The organism is bacterium (assembly GCA_035505375.1).
Lineage (GTDB): Bacteria > Hydrothermota > Tepidihabitantia > Tepidihabitantales > Tepidihabitantaceae > UBA2258.
On record DATJQV010000022.1, the window covers coordinates 1 to 25222 of the forward strand.

The 25222-nt window shown below is 60.5% G+C and carries 20 protein-coding genes and 1 pseudogene; 5 read left to right on the forward strand and 16 right to left on the reverse strand.

The features are described from left to right. Both VMH22_03265 and VMH22_03270 read right to left on the reverse strand, forming a co-directional pair. A partial coding sequence (locus VMH22_03265; protein HTW90705.1) for a glycosyltransferase occupies positions 1-494 on the reverse strand: 494 nt, incomplete at its 3' end. Positions 495-729: 235 nt separating this feature from the next. Further along, entirely contained in the window at positions 730-1854 is a 1125-nt protein-coding gene (locus tag VMH22_03270; protein ID HTW90706.1) for a glycosyltransferase family 1 protein, read from the reverse strand. A gap of 685 nt (positions 1855-2539) precedes the next feature. Here VMH22_03270 and VMH22_03275 point away from each other — a divergent pair. Continuing rightward, positions 2540-3304 (forward strand): glycosyltransferase family 4 protein, encoded by a 765-nt coding sequence (locus tag VMH22_03275; GenBank protein ID HTW90707.1) that lies wholly within the window; start codon positions 2540-2542, stop codon positions 3302-3304. A 35-nt stretch (positions 3305-3339) separates the two neighbouring features. After that, entirely contained in the window at positions 3340-4407 is a 1068-nt protein-coding gene (locus VMH22_03280; protein HTW90708.1) for a glycosyltransferase family 1 protein, read from the forward strand. A gap of 81 nt (positions 4408-4488) precedes the next feature. Here the strand turns inward: VMH22_03280 and VMH22_03285 are convergent, their stop codons facing one another. The 6 genes from VMH22_03285 to VMH22_03310 all read right to left on the reverse strand — a co-directional run bounded on the left by VMH22_03285 (position 4489) and on the right by VMH22_03310 (position 13565). Continuing rightward, entirely contained in the window at positions 4489-5604 is a 1116-nt protein-coding gene (locus VMH22_03285; protein ID HTW90709.1) for a glycosyltransferase family 1 protein, read from the reverse strand. Positions 5605-5749: 145 nt separating this feature from the next. Next, a complete protein-coding gene (locus VMH22_03290) occupies positions 5750-7075 on the reverse strand; it encodes an O-antigen ligase family protein (GenBank protein ID HTW90710.1) in 1326 nt (441 codons plus the stop codon). Between the two features lie 67 nt (positions 7076-7142). Next, entirely contained in the window at positions 7143-8624 is a 1482-nt protein-coding gene (locus VMH22_03295; GenBank protein ID HTW90711.1) for a flippase, read from the reverse strand. A gap of 8 nt (positions 8625-8632) precedes the next feature. Beyond that, positions 8633-9847 (reverse strand): Wzz/FepE/Etk N-terminal domain-containing protein, encoded by a 1215-nt coding sequence (locus VMH22_03300; protein ID HTW90712.1) that lies wholly within the window; start codon positions 9845-9847, stop codon positions 8633-8635. Between the two features lie 30 nt (positions 9848-9877). After that, positions 9878-10990, reverse strand: a complete 1113-nt coding sequence (gene wecB / locus VMH22_03305) for a UDP-N-acetylglucosamine 2-epimerase (non-hydrolyzing) (GenBank protein HTW90713.1) — start codon at positions 10988-10990, stop codon at positions 9878-9880. Positions 10991-11090: 100 nt separating this feature from the next. Then, positions 11091-13565, reverse strand: a complete 2475-nt coding sequence (locus VMH22_03310; protein HTW90714.1) for a DNA polymerase I — start codon at positions 13563-13565, stop codon at positions 11091-11093. A gap of 405 nt (positions 13566-13970) precedes the next feature. On the opposite strand from VMH22_03310, the gene VMH22_03315 reads away from it, so the two are divergent. Beyond that, positions 13971-15488, forward strand: coding sequence for a hypothetical protein (locus VMH22_03315; protein ID HTW90715.1), 1518 nt, complete (start codon positions 13971-13973; stop codon positions 15486-15488). Positions 15489-15683: 195 nt separating this feature from the next. Here VMH22_03315 and VMH22_03320 read toward each other — a convergent pair whose 3' ends face one another. Next, a complete protein-coding gene (locus tag VMH22_03320; protein HTW90716.1) occupies positions 15684-18191 on the reverse strand; it encodes a sigma 54-interacting transcriptional regulator in 2508 nt (835 codons plus the stop codon). 219 nt (positions 18192-18410) lie between these two features. Here VMH22_03320 and VMH22_03325 point away from each other — a divergent pair, with 219 nt between their 5' ends. After that, positions 18411-18677 (forward strand): hypothetical protein, encoded by a 267-nt coding sequence (locus tag VMH22_03325; GenBank protein ID HTW90717.1) that lies wholly within the window; start codon positions 18411-18413, stop codon positions 18675-18677. 62 nt (positions 18678-18739) lie between these two features. Here VMH22_03325 and fabG read toward each other — a convergent pair whose 3' ends face one another. The 3 genes from fabG to VMH22_03340 form a co-directional block, all read right to left on the reverse strand. After that, the gene (gene fabG, locus VMH22_03330) at positions 18740-19486 is read right to left on the reverse strand and encodes a 3-oxoacyl-[acyl-carrier-protein] reductase (GenBank protein ID HTW90718.1); all 747 of its coding nucleotides are present in this window, start codon (positions 19484-19486) and stop codon (positions 18740-18742) included. 134 nt (positions 19487-19620) lie between these two features. Further along, positions 19621-19989, reverse strand: coding sequence for a polymer-forming cytoskeletal protein (locus tag VMH22_03335; protein ID HTW90719.1), 369 nt, complete (start codon positions 19987-19989; stop codon positions 19621-19623). A 183-nt stretch (positions 19990-20172) separates the two neighbouring features. Continuing rightward, a complete protein-coding gene (locus tag VMH22_03340) occupies positions 20173-21486 on the reverse strand; it encodes a thymidine phosphorylase (protein HTW90720.1) in 1314 nt (437 codons plus the stop codon). A 108-nt stretch (positions 21487-21594) separates the two neighbouring features. On the opposite strand from VMH22_03340, the gene VMH22_03345 reads away from it, so the two are divergent. After that, on the forward strand, positions 21595-21738 hold the full coding sequence (locus VMH22_03345) for a hypothetical protein (GenBank protein HTW90721.1): 144 nt from the start codon (positions 21595-21597) through the stop codon (positions 21736-21738). A 103-nt stretch (positions 21739-21841) separates the two neighbouring features. On the opposite strand, the gene VMH22_03350 is transcribed toward VMH22_03345, so the two are convergent. From VMH22_03350 to VMH22_03365, 4 genes and pseudogenes are all read right to left on the reverse strand, one after another. After that, positions 21842-22264, reverse strand: coding sequence for a hypothetical protein (locus VMH22_03350; protein HTW90722.1), 423 nt, complete (start codon positions 22262-22264; stop codon positions 21842-21844). Positions 22265-22329: 65 nt separating this feature from the next. Beyond that, positions 22330-22761: a hypothetical protein gene (locus tag VMH22_03355; protein ID HTW90723.1), complete on the reverse strand. Its 432-nt coding sequence runs from the start codon at positions 22759-22761 to the stop codon at positions 22330-22332. Between the two features lie 45 nt (positions 22762-22806). Further along, a complete protein-coding gene (locus VMH22_03360) occupies positions 22807-23910 on the reverse strand; it encodes a hypothetical protein (GenBank protein ID HTW90724.1) in 1104 nt (367 codons plus the stop codon). Between the two features lie 86 nt (positions 23911-23996). Beyond that, a pseudogene (locus VMH22_03365) lies at positions 23997-25079 on the reverse strand (N-6 DNA methylase). Positions 25080-25222 lie beyond the last annotated feature (143 nt).

Below are 25222 nucleotides of genomic sequence, written 5' to 3' on the forward strand. Positions count from 1 at the left end.
TGGATAACGCTCAGACGATTGAACTCGACACCGCGCATCGGAGCAATGTCATCTCTTGCGGCTTCAGACCCGACAACGACATGGTCTGCGCGCTGCACTCCCATACGAACGAGCGAACGGAGGTAGCTTCGGTGAACAAGAGAGAAAGCACTCGGCACGCTGATGAACGCTATGTCGTGGATTGTCAGAACGTAGCGGCAGTGACCAACGGCCGGCAAGGCGTAGTTCGTACCGTGGAATAGAGTCACTTTCTCATACGCAAGCACACGAGGAACGACGCAGTTCATCCAGAAAGGCGAGTAGGCCTTGGCTCGGACACCACCTTCAGCAAATGCCAGCCCGACCACAACTTGTCTGCAGCCAACCGGAAGTCTGCTTGCGTCAATCGGCCGGTCAGTCAGCAACAAGAACTCTATCTCCGGTGCAAGAACGGGCAGCCGCAAGGCCAGTTGGTGAACGTAGTTGCCTACGCCCTCGACTCTGCGTCTTGCCATTCTCCGAGCATCGATCGCAATCCGCTGAGGCATCACACAAGCGGCGCTTCTAGCCTAAGGTAGCACGGACGCGGAATGGTCACGACCGCCATCATACGCTAGAACGAAGCGGGGGTCAATGTGCGCAAGGAAAGGCACGGTCGCACGATCGATCACAATACCCGCAAAGCCGCTGGCCAGCCGGACCTGGCTGGTGCCCAAAGTCTCGGACTGACGGTCGCGCCCTGCGAGACAGCTAGCGCGTCATGGACACGCCGACCCCTTCTCTGATGACTTCAAGCAGTTGCTCGGCGGCCCGGCGGAAACTGAACGTCCTCGCGCGAGCCAGACCTGCCTCAGACATCTCAGCAAGCTCGGACTGGTTCGCGAGCAGGCCAGTGAGCGCTTCGGCCAAAGACACCGCGTCACCGGTTCGGAAATAGCGTGCGGCGGTACCTCCGACCTCCGGAAGGCATGACGAATCACTGCTGAGAACCGGACATCCGCACGCCATCGACTCAAGCACCGGCAGTCCGAAGCCCTCATAGACGGATGGATAGACCGAGAGCTTGGCTGCCGAGTATAGTGCAGGTAACAGACTGTCGTCCACTCTGCCAATGTACCGAACACGGCCCGATATCTCATGAGCCCGTATCTGATCGACAATCCGTCTGCTTCTCCATCCACGTCCTCCGGCGATGACCAGCAGCGGAATGCCCGGTACCGAATCCACGGCGCGCAACAGAGTCATGTGGTCCTTCCTAGGTTCGACAGTACCGACGCAAAGCACGTATTCCTGCGCCAACCCGTATGCAACGGAGACCACGTTCCTTGCCGCGCCCCGCGGCATCGGTTGGCACCAAGACGGGGCCGCAGCATAGACAACGCGAACTCGATCCCTTGGTATCCTGAGGTAATGACTTGCCTGCAAAGCAGTGGCTTGAGAGTCGGCGATAACGACATCCGCCTTGCGGGCCTCTCGTCCTAACATGACACGCATACGGAACAATGCCCGAAGACGCATGCTCTTCGGTTTCTCATAGGGCACCAGATCATGCACCGTGAGAACCCGAAAGCAGGGCCGCTTCAGAAAAATCGGCAAGTTGGTCGGCTGACTCCAGAAACAATCGACCTTGTCCGAAGCCAGCAGAGACGGAAGTATCACCTGTGCCCAGATACTCGGTCGTCGTGCCAAACCGCGGGGCGTAATGCGTAGCTTCCAGTTTCCCGTTCGCATTGGCAACGAAACAGGAAGCGGCGAATAAAGTAGGAACTCCACATCGGGGTCAAGGAGATACATCTCTTCTAGGACGTTGCCGAGATAGCGTCCGATGCCGGCCTGTTCGAATGCGAACGGAACGGCGTCTATGCCAATGCGCATGGATCAGAACGTCGCGACAGCCATGGTTACGGCGCCGCGGTGAATGCTGCACCCGGCAGCCCTATTCCCAGACTGCTGAGCGAAGTGTAATCACGACCTGCGTCGACTCTCAGAGAATTGCCGAACACGCCGTGCGCAGTCTAGTGGATAAACGCTGGTGGTCAAGGCCGCCTGAGGCATGGTTGACACCCGCCAAGCCCAAGCTATCATCCGTGCTATCGACATGCTTGCCGATCGCACAAAGCCGCGACTGGCGATAGTCACGACCATTGCGAGGGCTGACTTCTGCGAACCGCTTCGGTGGCTCGACAGATTCGATGTCTGGCACTTCTACATGGCGTTCGCCCCTGACATCCGCACTGACAGACTGAGCGGACACTATGTAAAATTCAGAGACGCCTTTGAATTACTGCTCGGCCTGCTGAAGCTCAGACCCGATCTGATCCAAGGTTCAGAACCGTATGACTTCCCTCCTGGATTCCTACTCTCGTGCGCGGCCCTGCTTGGCGCCGGCCTGCTGAGGAGACCGTTCTACTTCCCGACATTCGAGAACATCCCCCCCGATGTCAAATACTGCCGAAGGCGAAGCCTGCCGGTCGGAATCATAGTGGCGCCACTACTTCGGTCATTCATGGCGAGGTACTCTCGCAGGTGTTCATTCGTCTTCGCGGGCAACGAAGGGGCAGTGCGAAACCTGCTGGCCGTCCACACTCCGCCGAAGCGGATCCGCCGGGAGCTCTACGCAACGTGGGGCGTTGATCTGGACTTGTTCTCCCCGAGTGGCGCCCGTAGCGTAGAGATCCACCACCCACACACCATTCTGTTCGTCGGTAGACTAGTCGAGCAGAAAGGCGTCAGGGAGTTGCTCAGGGCTTTCTCACTTGTACTTGAGCAGGAAGCGGACGCGGCACTTGTCTTCATAGGTGACGGCCCGCTAGGAGGAGAGATACGTAGATTCATGCGCGACCACTGCACAGATGACCGGATCAGACTCCTGGGGATTATCCCGAACAGCGAACTGCCGCCATACTTCAGGGCCGCGGAGATCACTGTAGTCCCTTCGTTGACTCAACCAGTGTGGTCCGAGCAGGTTGGAATGGTAGCCATCCAGAGCATGGCCTGTGGCACGCCTGTCATCACGACCAACTCCGGGTCAATTCCCGAGTTCGTTCAGGACGGAATCACCGGACTGCTTGTGCCAGAGCGTAATCCGGAAGCGATGGCTGGCGCGATTCTCGAGTTATTGCGGGACGACCGGCTTAGGCGGAAGCTGGCGACATCTGGAAGGGCGTACGCGGAAAAGCGCTATGACGCAGCAAGCAATGTGGCCAAAGTGCAGGACATATTGCTCCAACTTCTTGCCAGAACTCGGCCATCAGCGTTTGCATGTCCGAATCGTGCCAACCAGTCTGGTCCCGGGCCAGAATCAGAGGACAGCAGATCGACTTGAGCAACATGAACGGGTAGGTACAATTTGACTACCGCATGAGATGTCTTGTAAGCGCCCCATTCGACACCACGGCAAATGTGGGTATCTCCCTCTATATCCGCCGGATTATCCCTCGGCTGGCGGAGCACTGCCAACTCACCATCCTCACGCCAACCCCGCATCTCTTCTCCGACTACGGACGCGCCATCGAGATACCGGACAGTGTACGATTTCGAATCAGACGGCTGACTTGGGTCCTTACGCGACTTCGCGCATACTGTCGACAGAGCTACGATGCTCTGCTCTGTCTGACGCCCGCCGTGCCGGTTGTGACCTCACTTCCGACCATGGCCGTGGTCCACGACCTGACTCCGCTCAAGGTCCGCGCACTGAATCCGATCACTGAGAAGTTGTCGTTCTGGGCCGGACTCCAGACCCTGCGACAGGCAGACCACGTCTTCACGGATTCATCCAGCACAAATGAAGACCTCGCCGCGCTGGACCTCCTCCCTCGAAGAAAAACCACGGTCGCGTTCTGCGGCCCCGGCATCTCCACATCCTACGACGAGACTGACTTCGCCAGGCAATTCGTCCCATTCATCCTCTACGTCGGAAGCCACGCCGCGCACAAGAACGTGATTCGCCTCATTCACTCATTCGCACGGGTCCGCGCCGGCCAGGACCTCAAGCTCGTCCTCGTCGGAAGCGGAAGTGAGGAGCAACTTGGGCGTGTTGTGCGAACCGTCATGGCCGATGGCCTCCAGTCACGCGTTACGCTGCTCAACAGGGTCTCGGACGCCCGGTTGTCGAGTCTTTACCAACACTGCCGGCTGTTGGCCTGTCCATCTTTGTACGAGGGATTCGGCCTGCCGGTTCTCGAGGCCATGCTGCACGGGGCGCCGGTTGCCTGCAGCTCAGTATCGAGCCTGCCCGAAATAGCAGGAGATGCCGCGGTCCTGTTCGATCCGCTGTCGGCCCAAGACATGGCCGACAAACTTCAGACAGTACTGGAAAGCCCCGGCCTTGCGGAACGGCTCAGGGAGAACGGTCTCGCGAGAGCAGCCCGGTTTACCTGGGAACGTACCGCCCGAACAATTTACGAATGCGCCGTCAGGCTGGCGTAGCCCCGGCCCAATACTACGCCTTGGCTCGGGGCCTCCGGCAGACGCGACATCTCACAGGCATCAAGCATTGTCACTTGCGGACTAGCGCACCTGCGGCACACCGTGCAGAACGTCGAGTGTCTTTCCCGACGCTCTATCGAAGCTGAACTTGGCTGCCTGCTCGATTCCTTTGGCTCTCATCTCGGCCAAGCGTCGATCGTCGCTCAGTAGTTGCTGCAGCTTGTCTGCCAAGCCAAGGGCATCTTTAGGGCGGAAGTAGCACGCCGCCCGCCCACCAACCTCGGGCATACTCGACGACCAACTGCACAACACGGGGCATCCGCAGGACATTGCCTCCAGCACAGGAAGCCCGAACCCCTCGTACAGAGAAGGATAGACCATGATCCGGGCTGCTCGGTAGACCGCGGCCAGTTCCTCGTCGTCTATTCGTCCCAGGTATCGCGCTCTACCGTTCCGCTCTGCGTCGCGGACCAGACTCAGAATGCCGCGGCTATTCCAGCCAACCGCACCCACAATCACCAAGGGCGGGATGGCGCTGTTTCTTCGGATCGCCTCGAGCAAGGTGGCGTGGTTCTTTCTGGGTTCCAGGGTCCCCACCGTTAGTACGTACTCGTCGGGAAGACCAAGGCGGGATGCCGTGTCTTTCTGGACCGCGGAAGTGGATGCCGCAGTCAGGCGAGACGAGCAACCTGCATAGACCACCGTCACCCGTTCGCGCGGCACGCCGAGAAACCTCCGGACAAGACGCGCCGTTGCGTCGGAGTCGGCCACAATTGAGTCCGCGACCTTGACCGCCGCCCGGAGGTCAGACTTCCATGAAAGGCGCGCCTTGATTTCCATGGTCCTCGGGACCACAAATCCGCTCATGTCATGGACCGTAAGAACTCTGCGACACGGTTGCCGTAGTCGCAGCGGCACCACGGTGTTCTGCCCCCAGAACACATCAATGCCATCGTCGGCAACCATCTTGGGGAGTGTGTATCTGAGCCAGTCTCCGGGAACGGCCCACCGCCTTCCGCGTGCAACCCGCCGATGCCAGTTATCGCCGGCGGCACTCAGGTAAATCGTCTGCCAAGAGTACAGCACGAATTCGTCACCGGGAGAGATAGCCATCATGCCCGTCAATATCTCGCGCACGTAGCGCGACACGCCTGCCCCGGCTTCATCCAGGGAAATGGCATCGATGCCTATCCGCATGTCTGTTGACCTTCCGCCTGCGCGGCAATCACCCGGTTCTCGGTCGGTAAGAAAGAAACGATGAAGGCCGGAGGATGAAACCCAAACCTTAAATCCTTGTGATTCAGCCCTTCTCGTTTCATCCCGTTGTTTCGCACCCCATCCGTCAAGTGGTATGCCCCCGTAGGCCAGGGGATGGATCGAGGCGACTTACATTAATGCCAAGTCCCAATACAACTGCAAGCAGGGCCAGTACGCCGTAGTGGAAAGCTACGAAATCTACCAACCCGTGGGCCGCATAGCCCACCAAGGCCGCACCCAGACCGAGGGCGAGCGCCCAGCGGTCCGGAACCTTTGCACGAACGACCCGGTCCAGGCGGATGAATGTGCGAGCGAACAGCCAGCAAGAGCCCGTGAACCCTACCACTCCGAGGTCCGCAAGCATCTCCAAGAAGATGTTATGGGCATGGAAGCGAACCATCCACCAGACGTTCCCTGGGTATCCGTAGAAATGCTTGACATATCTGAAGTTGTCGAACCCGACACCGTACATCCAGTTCGTCTTGATGACCTTCCACGCGTAGGACCACAGGACAAGGCGTCCGAAAAACGAAGGATCGCCTTCCGAGGTCTGGCCGGCGCGCGACAGAATGATCTGGCGCAGAGAACCGACACCGAGAAGCACGAGGACAGCGAGTACTACCACCGTCCACAACCAGCCGGATCGGACCCGAAGCAGCGCATACAGAAGGGCCGCGCCGAATCCCATCCATGCACCACGAGACTTCGTCAGGATCAAAGTGCTAAGCACGACGCCCAAGCAAAGCAGAATAATCACACGCGCAGACCCCCTGTCAGTCTGAAGGGAAACGCCGATCAGCAAGGCAGCCCCGCAAGAAAGCATGGCACCGAGTGTGTTAAGACCACCCTTGCTCGTGATCCCGCCTATCAGCGTTTCCGATTCGCCGCCCAACAGCGGCAGCAACCGCGTTGCGATCACCGTCGCGGCCAGGGCTAAGCAGAATACCAAGATGATTGTGCGGACTTCTTTGGGAGTCACGGGCGCGACCGCAAAGAAGTAGAAAATGGCCATCGCCTCGACCAAAAGCGCGGCCTGGGACCAGAAGTCCGCTCTGGTCCAACCGTGCGCAACAGCATTCGCTGTTGCAATGACGAGGGACACTCCGAGTAGTGCAAGTGGGACGGCGTCGTGCCTGTCGAAAGGCATTCGCCCGATGCCCGGGCCATTTGCCAGGAAGCCCCGGGTTACCAAGAAAAGCAATGGAATTGCTGCGGGGAAGTACACATAGTGGTAATACGGAGCAGGCAACAACTCCAATCCTGCGGCGGGAAGCAACGCTGCGAAAAGTGCAAGCGCATAAGAGACATCCTTGAGCGCGATCAGCCATGCAAACAACTGGAAAGGTCCGACTAGAAAGACCATCGCCAAGGGCATACTGCCGAGCCGGAGGAATGCGAGGAAACCGCCCACGCAGAACAGCTCACAGACTATGAACCCCCGAAGTCCGAGAGCCGACACCGACTTCAACGACAGTCCCTCATGCTGGCTCACCCCCGCCGAGCAGCGGACGAAGCATCTTCATGTCCTGGCTGCTGAGCGCTCGGGTAGCAACGAGAAACGCGACGTAGGCAAGGAGCCCCGCTCCGAGGCCGGCTACCCAATTCCATCTGGCTACTCCTGTCGCCACCAGCAAAGCAGCAACAAGGGCTGCCACCACGCGCAACACGTCACTGAAAACCGACTGGGCCCGAGCATGCTGTGGCACCTGTGAGTGCGACGCTGCCAGGTAAACCAAGCCTGCTGCCTCTGAAACCGCGAGCGCCAAGGCCGCCCCCACTGCGCCAAAGATGGGTATCAGGACGAGATTCAGTCCCAAATTGACCACCAGAGAAACTCCGGTCTGGGCAGTGACTAGTCCCGAACGACCCACAGAAATCAGATAGTAGCTCAGCAGCGAATTCAACGAGGCAAATGCCCCCCACCACACGAGCAGATGAAGAACCGGGGCCGCACCGGAGTACGCGCGGCCGTATACAAGGAGCACAACCTGCGTACCAAACACCGTGGCGAACGCCGCGACCGGCAAGGCCAGCATGGCCATGTACTTAACCGACAACTCAAAGGCGCGCACCAATCGCTCCGAACTGCTGGCAAAGAAGCGCGAGAACAACGGATAGACCGCTCCTGAAAATGCGAATCCCATGAACGCAAGGCCATTGGCCACACGGAAGGCGGCGCTGTAGCTGCCCACGGCAGTATCACTGGCCATCTTCGACAGCACCGTAGTGCCTATCCAGTAGTAGAACATCGTGAATACCGTGGCCAAGCCGATGGGAACCGATGCACGAAGGACATCCCACCAATGACCAAAGGAGAAACTCAACTCGAGTCGACCCAGCAATGGCACGGCGCTGATGCCGGCAACGACTACCGACACCACCCCGGCAATGACGAAGAGCAGCGCGTACCTATCGATACCGGCGGCTCCGCGCGAAAGCAAGAATGCACCGGCGACAAGAACCGCTGTCTGTATTGTGCGGTTGAGCGCCAGCAACTCCATCCGCTCAAAGCCCTGGAAGACGGCACAGAAAAACGAAACGACCGCGTTAGTCAACACACAGACGGAGCAGATATAGACAACTCGGACCGTAGCCGCCGGGTATCTGAGGAGGTTTACCGACAAGGCGATCAGTGCGATAACGATAACCGAAGCGATGAGCCGCATCGTCAAGGCGTCGTTGACCTGCGGTCGTGCCTTTCCGTGATCCCGTGCAATCTCGCGAGTCGCTATGGTACCAAGTCCCAAGTCCGTCAGGACACCAAGCATCCCGGTGAACGCAAAAGCAAAGGACAGGACGCCGTACCGCTCTACACCGAGACGACGCGCGGCCAGTACATGGAAGAAGAACACCATGACCTTGCTGGACACGTCAGCAAGCGCCAGATATGCAGTATTCCTGGCGACGCGCCTGGTGACCGACCGTGGATGGTCACGGTCGGGCCGGGCCTCCGTGTTCATCCGGCCTGTCAGCGCTTTCGGGAAACCGTGAAATGACGGCCGCGAACCAGCTTCGTGAACTCGCCAGCGATGTCGCGCCAGCCTTCATACTCCTCCGGTCGCGCCACTCTGATGTAAGTGAAGTACTCGGCGACAAAGGCGAAAAAGACTCCGGCCATGAGACTGAAGACCAGCATCGCGCCGACAATGACCGTCCGACGCGGGGAGCTGTGTCGTTCCGGTGGCTGCGCATAGTCAAGGACCGTCAATGTCGGAGCATCGCGGGCCTCCAATACCATCGCGTATTCGTATTGTTCGTACAGAGTGGCGTAGGCTTCTTCCTGTATCTTGAAATCCTGATAGCGCCTGGCGAACTGGGCAGCCACACCGGGCAGATTCTCGAAAGAGACACCAAAACCTACACCGAAGCCGCCGCCTCCGCCCTGCTCCAGCTTGCGCAACTCGTCACGGGAGGCCTGTGTCTCGCGCCGGAGTTGGTCGACGTAGGGATTGTCATCGCTCGCCCCGGACCGAGCGGCCTCGTATTCTGCCTCCTGCACGCTGAGTTCCGACTTCATCTTTGCATATGCGTCGATTGCCGCTTTAGTTTCGTCATCCACCGAGGCAACTCGATTGGCCTGCTGGAACACCTTCAACGACTCGCCCGCGGCCGCCAGACTGGCTTCAAGCTGCCCAAGGCGTTTCTCGATGAAAATGCGCATGTTATGGCCGCGGCTGATGTTGGAGTAGCGGAGAAAGCTGTCGAGTTCAGCGACATAGGCGTTCGCAATCCGAGCCGCCAGCGCGCGGGTCTTGGCTTCGGCGGAAATCCTGATAATACCATTGTCAGCGGCCGCGAGTTTCGTCATGCCCTTGAGTTGCAGCACCATCTTCTCAGGGCTTGGCTTCTGCATCCCATAGTACTCGGCGATGCTGCACTGTTCGGCAACGTGCTGCATCACGGTCCGACTGCCGAGAATCCCCAGCATCAGGTCTGATGATGTCGTCGAACCGGTAAGACCGGCCTTCAGTTTGCTCAGACCACCACCAGATCCGCCCAAGAGACTCGTAAGTCCGAACACGTCGTTTTCGTCGCCCGGCGGCAGAATCTGAGCTGTGGCCCTGTAGCTTCGTGGCAAGGTCAGGCTCACGACAAGTGCGATCGCAGTCAGGATCAACGTGTTCCAGAAGATGAGACGTCGCCACTTGAGGATGACGCTGAGATACTTGACTAGTCTATTCACGGTGGAAGTCTAGGAAATCGAGGGCCAAAGTCAATTGCCTTCGGTAGCGAAGAACCGCCGAAGGGCCGCCGCGATTCGGGTTGATGCGCGGCCGTCACCAAACGGATTCCGGGCGCGTGCCATCCTCCGATAGGCAGTGGCCGAACATAGCAGCCGCTCGGCCGCCGTGACTATTGCACGGGGGTCGGTACCCACCAACCTCGCTGTTCCGGCCTCGACCGCCTCAGGCCTTTCGGTCACGTCCCGCATGACCAGCACCGGCTTGCCCAGCGCCGGCGCTTCTTCTTGTACTCCACCCGAATCGGTCAATATCAGGTACGCACGCTCCATCAGCCGGACGAACGCCAGGTAGTCGAGGGGCTCGATCAGGTGTATCCTCGGCACGCCACCGAGCAAGGCGCGCGCCGGCTTTCGCACATTCGGGTTGAGATGAACCGGATACACGACTTCGACATCGGCATTCCGCTTAACCAGCATCTGCAGGGCTCGACAGATCCGTTGAAATCCCGGCCCGAAGCTCTCCCGTCTGTGCGCGGTAACCAGGATGACCCGCTGTTCTGGAGAAACCCCGTCCAGCGACGACACGCAGCACTTCATCTTGTTCCGTCGTATGGCCTTCAGCGCATCCACCACTGTGTTTCCGGTCACTCGGATGCGACCCGGACGCACGCCCTCGCGAACCAGATTCTCTCTTGCCGACCTGGTTGGCGCAAAGTGCAGGTCCGCAAGGCTGCTGATTAGACGCCGGCTCATCTCCTCTGGGTAAGGCGAGTACTTGTCATTCGTCCTTAGCCCGGCCTCGACGTGTCCCACCGGGACTCGCTGGTAGAATGCGGCCAGCGACGCGGCAAGAGCACTCGTCGTGTCGCCTTGCACGATCATCATGTCCGGCCGGACCCGTCGTAGCACCCGTTCAAACCCACACAGCACGCCAACGGTCACGTCGGTCAGCGACTGCCCGGGCCGCATCACGTCAAGGTCAAAGTCAGGTTGGATGTCGAACACACGCAGAACTTGATCCAACATGTGACGATGTTGAGCAGTCACCACTACGACCGGCTGGAAATCCTGGGGACGACGGGCCAGTTCGCGAATCACCGGTGCGAGCTTGATAGCTTCAGGCCTGGTCCCGAAGCAGGACATTATTCGCCGCTTCACCTGACGCCTATTCACAGACTGCCAGTCCCGGCAATTCCGCCTTCCGGCTTCTAGCTTCTAAGCTCTGGCTTCGTCCAATACCCATCTAGTGCGCCTCTCGCCAACTCCGGCCAGCGCCGATATCGACGACGAGCGGCACGGTCAGACTCCACGCACTTTCCATCTCATTTCGAATCATCTCACGCGCCTCATCCAGTTTCGCCTCAGGTATCTCAAAGACCAGTTCATCATGCACCTGCAGTATCATGCCGGTTCCCAATTCCCCGCCGCTCATGCGTTGCTCGAGCCTGAGCATCGCACTCTTGATGATGTCCGCGGCCGAGCCCTGCACCGGTGCATTGATGGCGTATCGCTTGGTAGCCTCGGCCACAGCCCGGTTCGGGTCGGCAATGCCGGGTGTTGGCCGGATTCGACCGGAGATGGTCCGGACGTACCCACGTTGTCTGGCCTGCTCGATGGTCTCGTCCCGCCACCGCGCCACACCTCGGAACCTCGCCATGTACTCCTCAAGGAATGCCCGCGCCTGCTCTATCGGAATATCCGCGCGCGACGACAGCCCGTAGTCACCCATGCCATAGACAAGGCCGTAGTTCACGACCTTGGCCAGTCGCCGGTCCTCCGGCTTTACGTCCGCAATGTCCTTGCGCAGGATGGCCGCCGCGGTCCGGGCGTGAATATCCTCACACCGCCGGAATGCCTCAGCCAGTTCCTCGTCGCCCGACAAATGGGCCAGTACGCGCATCTCAATCTGCGAGTAGTCGGCCGAAACCAGCAGGTTACCCGACTCGGCGACAAATGCACTCCTTATCTGCATACCCAGTCCAGTTCGTATCGGGATATTCTGGAGGTTCGGGTCGGAGGATGATAACCGGCCGGTGGCAGTCCCGGTCTGATTGAATGTCGCATGCACACGGTGCGTCTTCTCGCGCGCGGCCAGTCGAAGCGGCTCCAGGTACGTATTGCATAGCTTGGTGAGCTCGCGGTACCTCAATACCTCGCGCACGACCTCGTTCTTCGGCGCCAGCTCGTTCAGGGCGTCCACGCTGGTTGAATAGCCGGTCTTGGTCCTCTTCCCTCGCGCCAACTTCAACTCATCGAACAGCACCTTACCGAGCTGTTTGGGTGAGCCGATGTTGAACTCGTGCCCGGCCAGTTGGTAGACTTTCCGCTCAATCGCCTTCAAGTCCTGCATCAACTGGGTCTCAAGCCGGCTCAGACCGCCGAGATCCACTTTGATGCCTCGTTCCTCCATCGCGGCCAGGACCGGCACCAGCGGCATCTCTAATTCTGTCGTCACACTGCCAAGCCCCATGGCCAGCAACTGCGGCTCCAGCGTCCCAAGCAGAGTCAGTGCATGGGCTGCACGCGCTTCGTTCGACAGCGGAGGCACACTGCTGCCGAGCACCTGCACCGTCACCTCCTCAGGCGTGAACGTACGGCGGTTTGGATCAGAAAGCCATGCGGCCACCCCGACATCAAAGAAAGGCCCGGCCACATCCAACCCGGCATGGTGCGCCGCCTTCACCTGTTCCTTCAGGTCGAATCCGACCTTGAGTAGGCTCGCATCAAGCAGCAGCGCCTTCTGCTTGGCCAAGTCCTGCGCCAGCGCGACCATGCCCGACCCTGAACTCACCCACAGCCCTTGACCCGGCTCAAAACAAAGGCCGAATCTTCCGGTCTTCCTGAGACTATCCGGTTCCAGCCTGTCGTTTCTCTCCGCACTGACCTCGACGGCCGGAGCGACCTCAGCCGCCAGTCCCCGGAACTCCATCTCGGTGAATATGGCCTGCAGTGCAGCCGTGTCCGGATCGCCCGGCTTCAGACCTTCAAGCTCGGCCACCACGTCAACGTCGGTTCTGACCTGCGCCAGTTCCCGGCTCAGCCGGGCAATGGTGACATGGCCGCGCACCCGCTCGTCTCCCGTCAGCGCCGCCTCAAGTGAACCCCAGCGCCCGAGTATCTCCTTTGCCCGTTTGGGACCGACTCCGGGCACGCCGGGTATGTTGTCAATGTCATCGCCCATCAATGCCAGCAGGTCCGGCACGAGTTCCGGCGCCACGCCGAGTTTCTCTTTCACATCTTCCGGCTCAAACCGCTTCTCCTTCCACGGATCGTACACGGTCACTCCGCCGCGAACGGCCTGGAGCATGTCCTTGTCCGAAGTGGCAATTGTGACGCTGACTCCCTGTCCATCGAACCTCCGCGCAAGCGTTGCCAGCACATCATCCGCCTCGACTCCCGAAACCTCAAAGCTGACAATCCCCCACGCCCGCACCATCCTCTTCACAACCGGTATCTGCGGCGGCAGATCTTCGGGCGCGGGCGGCCGCTGCATCTTGTACTCGCTGAACTTCTCATCCCGGAACGTCCGTCCCGGCGCGTCATAAACAACCGCGCAGTAGTCCGGCTTCAGGCCATTGAGCAGCTTCTTCAGGGTCTGAGCGAAACCATAGATTGCGGACGTGTTGAACCCTTTGGAGTTACGGAGCGGGGCACGGATGAACGCAAAGTAACTTCGGTAGATGACCGAATGGCCATCGACGAGCAGCAGCCGTTTCACCGACGGAAACCGAACTCCTTGGCTACCCCGAACAGCCTCGGCTGGTTGCAGATCTGAACGTACTGCTCGTAGGCCATCAGGCAGTTTTGGATAGGATGCGGGCTGAAACCACACCGCTCACTATGTACAGTATACGTGCTGTCCTGCCCGGGTCAAACATCCACGGTCATCAGCGACAATCTGCTCACACGCTTGTCTGCTTCGTTCCGATTGACAGGCGTCGAGATTTGACATCGCGGTCGCTGCGACTACGCTCTCACGTGCCGAGATGGAACCGAATGGTCGCCAGGGCCACGGTAATGCATGCCGTGTCAGGGCGTGCCGCTTGATCCCGGCATCCGGTCACCACACCCCGGTTCGTCGCCTGGACGGCAGCATTACACATGTCAACGAAGGATCACTTCCATGAGCAGCAAATGCTCGGTATTGCCGATGGTTGAACAGGACACGCGGGAATCACACGGATTGACAATGGCCCTGCTAGTGTCGACGGTATTGGTCTCACGGCTTCTCGGTCTGTACGTTAGACACCTATATGATGATGCGTTCATAACCTTCCGGTACGCTGTAAATCTCGCCGCGGGAAACGGCTTTGTGTACAACGCAGGTGAACGAGTGCTGGGAACCACGTCGCCGTTATGGGGCCTGATTCTAACTCCGCTGGCCTGGGCGCACGTTCCTCTACCCGTTGTGGTACCGATCCTCAACGCACTACTTGACTGCGTGGCCGCATTGCTCATCTTGCTGCACGGCCGAAGACACCACTTGATGCTGCCGGCCGTGCTGTTCGTCGTCATGTTCGCCGGCGACCCCAACATGGTCCGAATACCGGTCGGCGGGATGGAGACCAGCCTTCTGCTGGTTCTGAGCGTCGCGGCGCTGCTCTGGTTCGAGAACGGACGCCGCGTGCTCGCGGCAGTCGTAGTCTCGGCCTGCTATTTCCTACGGCCAGAAACTCTGCTTCTGCTTGTCCTGCTGCTGATTCTGACCGCGCGAGAAAGGAGGTGGCGGGAAGTCGCGGAAATGGCGGGCTTGTCGGTACTTGTGATCGGGATACCTGTGGGCTTCATCTGGACGTACTACGGCAGTCCGATCGCTCACTCCGTCATGGCCAAGTCGGCTGAACTCAATGGCAACCTGCTTCCGGTGCTCAAGGAAGCGTTTGCCGTGAATCCGATTCACCCCGTGGTCCTGCCACTCACCTTGTGGGGTGCCACAAGAGCAACACGTTTGCGCGGACTGCCTTGGTACGTCCTCTTGTGGGGAATCATGTATGCCGGCGTGTACCTGTTGCTTAGGCCAGCGGTGTGGGGCTGGTACTTCGTGCCCCTGCATTTCGCCAAGTTCCTCCTGGCGGCCTATGGTCTGGCAGACGTGGTCAGACGCATCCGAAAAGCAAGACGGCTCAGCATCCGGGGGTGGGCGCTCGCGGGCGGCGGGCTTGTGCTCCTCTCGGGAGCCGCCATCGCGGCCAAGGTTGGCCCTGCTCCGATACGGAGAAACGTCTACGGACCACTACAATCATGGTTCCGCGAGCACCCCACGCGTCGTGCGAGCATCATGGCGGGCGACATAGGCGCGATTGGCTACTACTCAGAAGCACAAATATACGACCTGGCTGGGCTGATAACGCCTGGTTCCAAGGCGCGCAGCAATCTCGCCGATGCGGTCAGCCAATGGCGACCGGACTATCTCTTTCTGGTAGTGAGCAAAGCCGAGATCGGGGCCCTCCGAGCGAGCCAGAGTGCCGCCATTTACCGGCCGGTCGCTCGTTTCTCGAAAACCGGAAAGCGGGACTTGAACCCGTCCGAGAACGAACTGCACCCCCGATGGCAACAGGACTACATTCTCTACCAGCGAATGCCGAGCACGGAAGACACAGCCAACCCAAGCATGCGGCCTACCCAGGCACTCTCGCGCTAGCTCGCAAGTCCGAACCATCACTTGTGCTCTCGTGGAGTGCTGATGAGTGCGGCTTACCGACACCTCAAGTGTCGCCAGATTCGTTGTGTCTGTCAACGTCTCGGAACTGCAGGAGCGACCGCATCGAGCCGGTGAAGAGCGGAAAACCACCTCTGGCCAGCGCCGGGAGATACGAACTACTGGGTGCGGTACCCCTCAGGACGGCTGCGCGCCCTCCGACGGGTATGCCTGCAGGCTGGGTGGCAGGTCATCGAGCTGGATTGTTCCGCCTCGCGCAAGCAGGACTGAACGCTCGATGACTCGTTCGAGCTCGCGGACATTGCCCGACCACCGGTACGCGGTAAGCCGCGTCATCGCTTCCGGGCTGATGTCGGACAGGTCGCGCCCGAATTCCAGACTGCTGCGGCGCACGAAGTGGCGCACGAGCTCCGGAATGTCCTCCGGTCGCTCTCTGAGAGGCGGAAGCACCAGCTCCACCGCGCCGAGTTGTTCGCAGAGGTCCTCTCGGAACTTGCTCTGCGCGACAAGCTGGTCCAGGGGCTGGCTGGTCCCGACGACTACCCTCACGTCTATGCTGACCGGCTTGCTCCCCCCGGCCCTTTCGAGCGCATGTTCACGGAGCACGCGCATGAGCTTCGATTGCTGCGCGAGGCTAATGGCGCCGATCTCATCCAGAAACAGGGTCCCGCCGTCAGCGAGTCCGAGGCGACCCTTGCTCCCGGGCGCACCGGCCTTGCCGACGCCCAGGAGTTCGGATTCGAGCAGGTTCTCGGGTATGGCCGCGCAATTCACGGACGCGAAGGGCATACCCGCGCGAATGCCGGAATCGTGCAATGCCCGGGCTATCAGCTCCTTGCCTGATCCAATCTCCCCCCGGATCAGCACCGGGTCGTTCCTGCTGGCCGCCGCGCACACCGCGGCAAGCACGTCCAGCATCCTCTGGTTTCGACCGACCACGCCCTGATAGCGCAGTCCTGCCAGACCCGGGCTTTCCTCAACTACTCTCACCGTCAATTCGGACAACCGGTGAATCGGCGTGGCCAGCAGGTTGGCGATGGTGCCCAGCACCAGATGGTTGTGCTCCAGCGCCAGCGGCTCGGCACGCTCCAGGTGGACCCGACCGAGCACGCTTCCGCCGTGGCGCACCGGCCAGCTCAGCATCCGGTTGGTGGCGATCAGTTCCTCGCCAACACCCGATCCGAGGGACGGCTTCAGATCCGGGCGGCCGCGCATCAGCAACGTCCGGCCGCCAACCAGGATGGCGGCACTGTCGAACCTGAGTGCCTCCAGGAGCATACCGATGGCCTCGTTCAGGAAAACCTGAGGCTCGGATTTCATGGACGCGAGGGCGGACACCCCTTGGAGCAGCGCCATGTCAGAGTCCATGTCCAACTGGCGCTGGAAGAGCAACCGGTTCACGTCATGCCCCTCCGCGATGATGCCCAGCGCGCGGAACGTGCGGGAGGCCGCCTTCAGGTGCGACATGGCTGCTTCGTGCTCACCCCGGGTGAACAGATATCGGCCGTAGTGGAACCGCACGCGGGCCAGGTCAGAGCTCTCCTCGAGATCATGCAGCAGAACCATCGACTGCTCGAAGCACTCCCGGGTCTGTCTGTCCTCGCCGCTGACGGCATGTAAGAGGGCCATTACCCTCAGAGACTGGGCCTCTTCCCCTTGGAGCCCGACTTTGCGGGCGAGTGCACGCGAACGTTCCGCCAGTTCCCGGCAGCGGTCGCACTCGCCCATGTCCAGAGCCAGCTCGGCCATACGCCAGAGCACCTGTGCCGCGAAGACGTGCGCGTCGGACTTCTGGGCCAGGGCCAGCGCCTCGGAGTAGGCCCGGTGAGCGGCGGCGTGGCTCCCCTGCCGGTGATAGGCCTGGCCGAGATTAGACGTGGCGTCCAGCAGCGTATAGGGCGGGGACTCGGTCGGGTCCGCCGATCTCAGCGCCATGGTAAACATGCTGACTGCTTTGGCCACCTTGTCGCGCTCGAGAAAAATCTCGCCGAGCGAGTTGAGCGCGGCCGGGCGCAGGTGGCGCGCCTCCGCGTGTTCTTCGCTGAGCGAGAGCCCGCGGTAGTAGGACTCGAGCGCATCGTCCAGACGTCCCAGCCGCTGCAGCGCGCACCCGATGTTGTGCTGGTGAAGAGCCCGACTCGCTGTATCTGCCAGCTCGTCATCCAGCTCCAGACAGTCCTGGAAATGCTGGAGAGCTTCGGTAACCTGCCCTTGCAGGACGGCCAGATTCCCGAGCTGGTTAAGCGCCGCGACAACACAACTGCTGTCCCCGGCCCTGCGGAATAGGCCGAGAGCACGCTCGTAGCACTCCCGGGCCGGTTCGTAGTCGCCCTCGACTTCGTGGGACCGCCCAACCAGGTAGAGGTACTGCCCCTCATGCACCGGATTCTCCGACGCCAGCGCGGCCTCATGCACCAGGAGCGCACATTCCCGGGCGGCGCCGACGTCGCCTCTGTCCCGGCAGGTCTCGCTGAGAAACAGGCCGGCTCGGACCAGGTCACTTAAACTCCGGGTCCGGCGCGCGACTTCCGCGAACTCACGCAGACACGCCTCGAACTCCTCGCTCGTCAGGTCGGCCCGGCAATTGCTCAAATCCCTCAGCGCGCCGAGACGCTCGGCATCGTTGCGCGCCTCGGCCAGCCGCTGCTTCAGGGCCTGAATCGGAGCCAACCGTTCCGCAGCCATTTCCTTACTGCAAGGATAGAACAACCGCTGCCGATGTCAAACCGATGTCCACTCTTGACACGCAAACGTTGGGGGCTATCCTCACGCAGTACAAGAGAGCATCGGACGCCGGCCGCGGTCTCGATAAGGCCATGAGCTGTGAGCATCCGGGCCGGACGCATGCCCTCCGGAAAGAGAAACGCGGCTGCCAGGCCAGTGCGGCAGCCGGAAGGAGCAAAAATGCTGGATAGTCGTCTGTGCGTGAGCCCGCCCTGCAGAAGCTGGAAGACGGTGACGCACTACTTCCACTCCAAGGACGGCGAACCTCACAATTTCGAGATCCCAAACCCTCAACCTCCCTCGGGCACGATGGTCGCTACGCCCCGCCCGCAGCCCTGCCCGATTGATGGCTGCCCGATGTCGGCCGAACAGCCCATGGCCAACCCGACCTTCACCTACTGCCTGAACTGCGGGAATGTAGAGCAACACCAACAGAGCGCGCCCTGAGAAACAGCACGGCACAGCGAGGGAGATACCTCAGCGTCTCCCTCGCTACGAAACCAGGGCTCCTACATCAGCAGTCCGCCGTCGATTCTCAGAACCTGGCCGGTGACGTAGCTCGCCAGTTCCGAGGCAAGGAACAGGCAGACGTTCGCTACGTCCTCCGGGGTCCCGGCCCGCTTCAGCGGGATCCCGGCAATGTATGTTTCGCGAGTGGCCGCATCCAACTTCTCAGTCATCGCGGTAGCGATATAGCCCGGCGCGACGGCGTTGACCGTGACGTTCCGTGACGCCAACTCCTTTGCCGCGGACTTGGTCAGGCCGATAATCCCGGCCTTTGCCGCGGCGTAATTGGCCTGGCCGACATTGCCCATCTGGCCCATGATCGATGCGATGTTGATGATGCGACCCCAGCGGTTCTTCATCATTCCCCGAAAACAGGCCCTGGTGAAGTTGAACGCGCCCTTCAGGTTCACGGCAATCACTCGGTCGAACTCCTCCTCGGTCATGCGCAGGAGCAGGTTGTCCCGCGTGATGCCGGCGTTGTTCACGAGGATGTCGATACCGCCGAGGTCGGCAGCTATTTGCTCGCACAACTGCTGGACTGCCGCGAAATCGGAAACGTCGATTGCATAGGCGTGCGCCTTCCTCCCTGCGCCGGTAATCTCGGCCGCGACCTTGTCTGCCGCCTCCTTGACCACGTCGCACACCGCTACCGCCGCGCCAACCGCGCTGAACCGGATGGCAATCTCTCTACCTATGCCTGAACCCGCGCCGGTAATCAGCGCCTTCTTGCCCGCAAGACTCAAATCCATGCGTGTCGTCCCTCGTTCATCGTTCATCGTTCCACGTTCGTCGAGGCCGGCCGTCACACGCCGGCCGCTTTCCAATACCCGCACTTCTGACATCTGACATCTAGCTTCTGACCTCTCACTTCGTTTGCCGTCTTCTAGGCTCCCGCGCTCGCCGTCACCATCGTGCAGCTTCCCTGGAACATGCAGTCCGGCTGAATGACCAGGCCCTTGCAGCAGACATTGCCGTACACCTGGGCACCTCGTTGCAGTTCCACTCCCTCATCCGCAAAAATGTCGCCCTCAACCCTGCCGGCGACGACCGCGGAACGGCAATGCAGTTCGCCCTTGAGCAGCGACTTCGGGCCGGTGACGATAGTCTCCGAGATGTCCATCCGGCCCTCGACCTGCCCGTCAAGCCGCACTCCGCCCGTGACGCGGAAATCTCCCCTTACGTTCGTCTCCGGACCGATGACCGTATCGAGTCTACCGTCGTTCCGGTTCTTTGCCATAGGTCTCCAATTCACAGCCCTGACTCCGCAGGCTGCGTTCCGCAATCTTCAATCTCAAATCTAGAATCCAAATGACTCGTGCCAGTATATTTCACGACTGTGGAAAGTCAAACGGCGATCTGGTTCTACGTTCCCCTCGGTCCTCGGTCCTCAGTCTTCCGTCCTCGGTCATCGGTGCCGCTCCCCGACCCCTGCCCCTCACTCCCTCCCCGTCAGCCGGGCGACGACCATCCCGCTCGCCCGCGGCGCGGTGGCGCCAATCGTTATGAACGCCCGGAGACGTCCCGCGGTGTCCCGCACTGCGGTCTCGTTCGAGCCCGCCACCTCGGCAACCACGTCGTCCTTCGCAACCCGGTCCCCGACCTTGCGTTTGAACCGGAACCCGGCGCTGTGGTCTATCTTCGATTCGAGGTTCTCGCGGCCGACTCCAAGCCGGACTCCCAGCAGCCCCGCCTGCAGCGCATCGATGCTTCGAATGAACCCGGCGGATTCCGCGCGGACTTCGGCTCGATGTTTGGGCTGCGGCAGCAGACCGTAGTCGTCCACGACCCGCGGGTCTCCGCCCTGTGCCTTGACCATCAGCCTGAACTTCTCCAACCCGGTTCCATGGGAGAGCGCCCGCATCAAAAGCCGCCGCGCCTGGGCCGGGTCTCTCGCCACGCCGGCCAGCATCAACATCTCCCCGCCCAGCGCCAGTGTCACCTCGGCCAGGTCGGGCCGCCATCGTCCCTTGAGTGCCTCAATCGCCTCGACCACTTCGACCGCGTTCCCGACCGCCTCCCCGAGCGGCTCCGACATGTCCGTGACCAGTGCGACAACCCTCTTGCCCAATTGCGTGCCGATGGCAATCATCGTCCGCGCCAGCTTCCGCGCCTGCGCGGTACGGGTCATGAACGCGCCGCTGCCGGTCTTCACGTCCAGCACCAGTCCGTCCACTCCCTCGGCCAGCTTCTTCGACATGATGCTGGCCGCAATCAACGGTATCGAATCCACGGTGGCGGTCACATCGCGCAGCCCGTACAGCTTCCGGTCAGCCGGACACATCCGCTTCGTCTGTCCCATCATGCAGAGCCCGTTGTCCAGCAGGTTCTTCTTGAACTGCGCGAACGTAAGGTCGGTACGGAAGCCGGGAATCGACTCGAGCTTGTCCAGAGTCCCGCCGGTGTGCCCGAGCGTACGGCCAGAGACCATCGGCACATTCACCCCGCAGGCCGCGACCAGCGGCGCGAGAATGAGCGACACCTTGTCCCCGACTCCGCCGGTCGAGTGCTTATCCACCCTCGGGCCCGGGATATCCGACAGGTCGAACACATCCCCCGAGTTCATCATCGCCAGAGTCAGGGCCGCGGTCTCCTCGGCCGTCATCCCGCGGAAAAAGATCGCCATCAACATCGCGGCCATCTGATAGTCGGGCACCCTGCCCGCCGCGTATGAAGAGACCAGCTCCTCGATCTCCTCGTCGCTCAGACGACCTCGGTCGCGCTTGCGCCGTATCAACTCATACAATTGCATGGAAGACTAGGGCATAATACTACCCCCTGCCCCGCTGTCAAACGGTGATTCCTCCCCTGAATCCGACATTGAACTTCGAATGCATGCCGGTACGCGTGACCGAACCGAATGGCTAGATTCACCCGGCGGGTATTCTCGTCCGCGCTAGTATGGACAACCGCTATCAGCGGCATGCCGCACAGACGAAAAGTAGCCGCCGACAGCGGTCAGCCGAACAACTACTCGCTGCTGACCGACGCCGAATCGCCCTGAGTCCGACGAAAGGGTCTCTCGTGTCTGGTCACTGGAAACTCGCGGCCAGCGGCCGCATAATCTAGAATCTACAATCTTGAATCTAAAATGACGTGTCGTTGCGTCAAGATTCGCCCGCTGCGTCGTCGGGACTTGCCCGTTTCTCAAGCAGGCCCAGCTTGGCGAGCCGGCTCGTGATTGCACTACGTTGTCGTTGCAGCGTGGCTGCGATTTCATCTGCGGTCTTGCGAGCGGCGAACATGCTGCCGAGGCGCAAGTCCTCGTCCTTGGTCCATGGTTCGTAGGCCCTTGGGTGCTCTGCCCTGATTTTTCGCAGTCTCTCATCTTGAACCCGAATCGAACGTGCGGGTTCTGTGGCTTTGTCATCTGGGCCAAGCAGCGTCAGCGCCTCATGGGCAGCCCCGAAGATGTTGCTGTAAGTCAGCCCCGGAATCGCTGTCAGAATCTGCTCGTAGCTGCGCCCGCTGGCAATCAACCTGAGAATCTCACGCGACCTGCTTCTCAACTGTGTTCTGTCGCTGCTCATCTTGCCCTCCTTAAGACTCTCCCTTGAACGCGCGGTCGAGGATGGATGGTAGCAGTGTTCACCGCTCATTCGTCCGTGTAACTGCCCAGCAGTGACTGAATACGGTCGGACAGGGCATCGGCGCGGCGCTGCAGCTTGCTGCCGTCACGGGCATGGTTGCTGGCCGAAACAACATAGCCCATGAAGTCATCCCAGTCAGCGAGGGTCATGCTCAACCCCGGCTGTTTGGCCTTCTTCAGAGCCTTCGTCTGCGCGTCCGATAACCCCATCGATATCGTCCAGTCATCGAGAATCAACCGCCGTTCGTCCTCGCTGAACTGAAGTCGGAGCTTCACACCTGGGAGGACACGCATCACGCCTCGGGGCTTGCTTTCCAGAGCAACCAAGTCGAGGAAAGACTCAATGTCCGCCTTGGTCGGCCGTTCGCGCCTTGCTTTCTTTGCCGCGCCCGTGACCTTCTCTCCTCGTTTCTTCCCGTCCGCCTTCCTTTCAGTCATGATTTCCTTTCTTCGTCCTTCATCCCTCCTCCTTCATCCTTGTCCTTACAGCTCTCCCTTGAATGCGCGGTCGAGGATGGACGGCATCAGGGCGTCGAGTTCGGCCTGTGTCTCCGCCTGCAACCGCTTCATCTCATCCAGCTTGGTCTGCAGCGCATCCAGCTCGGCGACAATCTGACGCTGGATGTCCACGGGCGGAACCGGAATGGAGGTGGTCTCAATGTGTCCTTGGTTTATCTTCCATATACCAGATGTCGTCTTGGCTTTCTCCTCGACGACCTTGCGGGTTGATGCTGAATTCCAGGCGGCAACGAAGAACTCTGGCAGAACCCGATCCCTCGGCAGCGGGACGTGGATGAACAGGTCCGGGAACACAATCGAGTCGGGTTCATCCACCACCAAGCCGGCACGGCCGCAGAGTCGCTTGCTGCCATTGCCGCGCATTACGAAGACGTCTCCCTTGCGAGCCAAAAAGGGATCGGCCTCCGACCTACTCAGCGGGACTGGCTTTGCGTCCGTTACGTCAATGCGGCCGTCTCTCATAGATGACAGAATGAGGCATCGTACGCCTTCGACGTCGCCAGAGGACTTCACAGAACGTCCGTTCCGAAGTTCGCTGCCAGCCAGCAACTGCCGCACGGTCCGTGTCTGACATTCTGCTTGGGCGCAGATGGTAGACATCACAGCGCCCCCCAGCACTTCTGTTGCCGTGGAAGCGGCGTGGTGAAGGTCTCTTGCCTCGGTCACCTTCCCCGCCAGTTCCTCAATCCGTGCCACGATGCGCCGCTGTTCGGAAAGGGGAGGAAGGGGAATCGGCACAGGCAGCAGACGCTTGGCCTTGAGTTCGGTTTTGATACCACCGGGGACGTACTCATGCAGCAATTCGCGGAACGTCCCGCTCCGCAGCAACCACCAGAGGAACATCGTGTCGACACGGTTTCCCTTGGGGGAATACGCACCGTAGTGGATCGTCGCGGCCGCAGTTCCTTCGTTCTCGGTTCCGTAGACAGCAATCGCACCCTTGGCGGCGTTGATACCAGATACAACTAGGTCGCCGGGCCTTATGAGAATCATACCCGTCCTGGTCTCGCCGTCCGGCCGGAATTGCAGAACGCCGTCGTTGAAGCCTATCTTAGAGACAATGCGCACGCGACCCGTCAGTAGGTCATCATCAGTAGGACGTTCCTGCCGCTCGGCGAGCACCTCGCCCAAGGGAACTTGCGACCAGCCTTTGCTCAGGGCTTCTTCTCCAAGTCGGCTTTGATGTCGGCCATCAGGGCAAGGATGCGTTTCTCTTTCTCGATGATGCTCGCGACGAGTTGTTCGGGCGGGAGGTGTTCGAGGTCTTGCTTGGCGCTGGGGTTCTTGACATCGAGGTTGACCGTGACCGTGCCGTCTTCGGACTTCTTGAGCACGTCCTTGGCCGCGACCTTCCAGGCTTGGCCGTTAGCCTTGCGCTTGGCCCACCATTTGAGGCAGGGCGCGAACTCCTCGAATTGGAGGGGCATCGTCTTGGTGTGCTGCTTGCGGCCTTCGGGCAGAGGAAGTTCGAAGTACCAGATGTCCTTGGTCGGTCCGGACCGGTCGAAGAATAGGAGGTTCGTGGGAATCGAGGTGTAGGGCGCGAAGACGCCGTTGGGCAGGCGAACGATGGTGTGGAGGTTGAACTCGGTGAGCAGTTCTTCTTTGATGCGGGCGCAGACACCGTCGCCGAAGAGCGTGCCGTTGGGCACGACGACTGCGGCGCGGCCGGGCGTCGGCGAGCGGCGGAGCTTACGCATCAGGAGTTGGAGGAAGAGCAGGGCTGTCTCCGACGTCTTTCTGTCGTCCGGGAAGTTGCCCTGGATGCCCCTCTCTTCTTCGCCGCCGAACGGCGGGTTGGTCATGATGATGTCCACGCGGTCGCGGTCACCGATTTCGGAGAGACGCACGGCGAGGCTGTTGCCGTAGGTTACGTGCGGGTATTCCATGCCGTGGAGGAGCAGGTTCATCTGGCAGAGCAGGTAAGGCAGGGGCTTGGCCTCGCCGCCGATGATGGAGGACTTCTGGAGAATCTTGCGCTGCTCGACGGTCAGGCATTGCTTCTCAAGGTGCTTGTAGGCTTCGACGAGGAACCCGCCGGTGCCGCAGGCCGGATCGAGCACGACTTCGCCGAGTTTCGGATTGATGACCTCGACGATGAAGCGGATGACCGGACGCGGGGTGTAGAACTCGCCCGAGTCGCCGGCCGCATCGCGCATCTCGCGGAGCATCGTCTCGTACATGTTGCCGAGGGTGTGGATTTCCTCGGTCGAGTCAAAGTGGATGCCGTTGACCTTGGAGGGGAGCGTGGCATCAATGCTGTTGAAAATCGGGGCTATTGCAGGTGAAAGGTGCATGCAGACGGACGTAAGCTGTCATCCGGCGTTGGATCGCGTCGACGGTGCTGAGTCCGGAGACGACTTCCCGTAGGCTTCCGTGC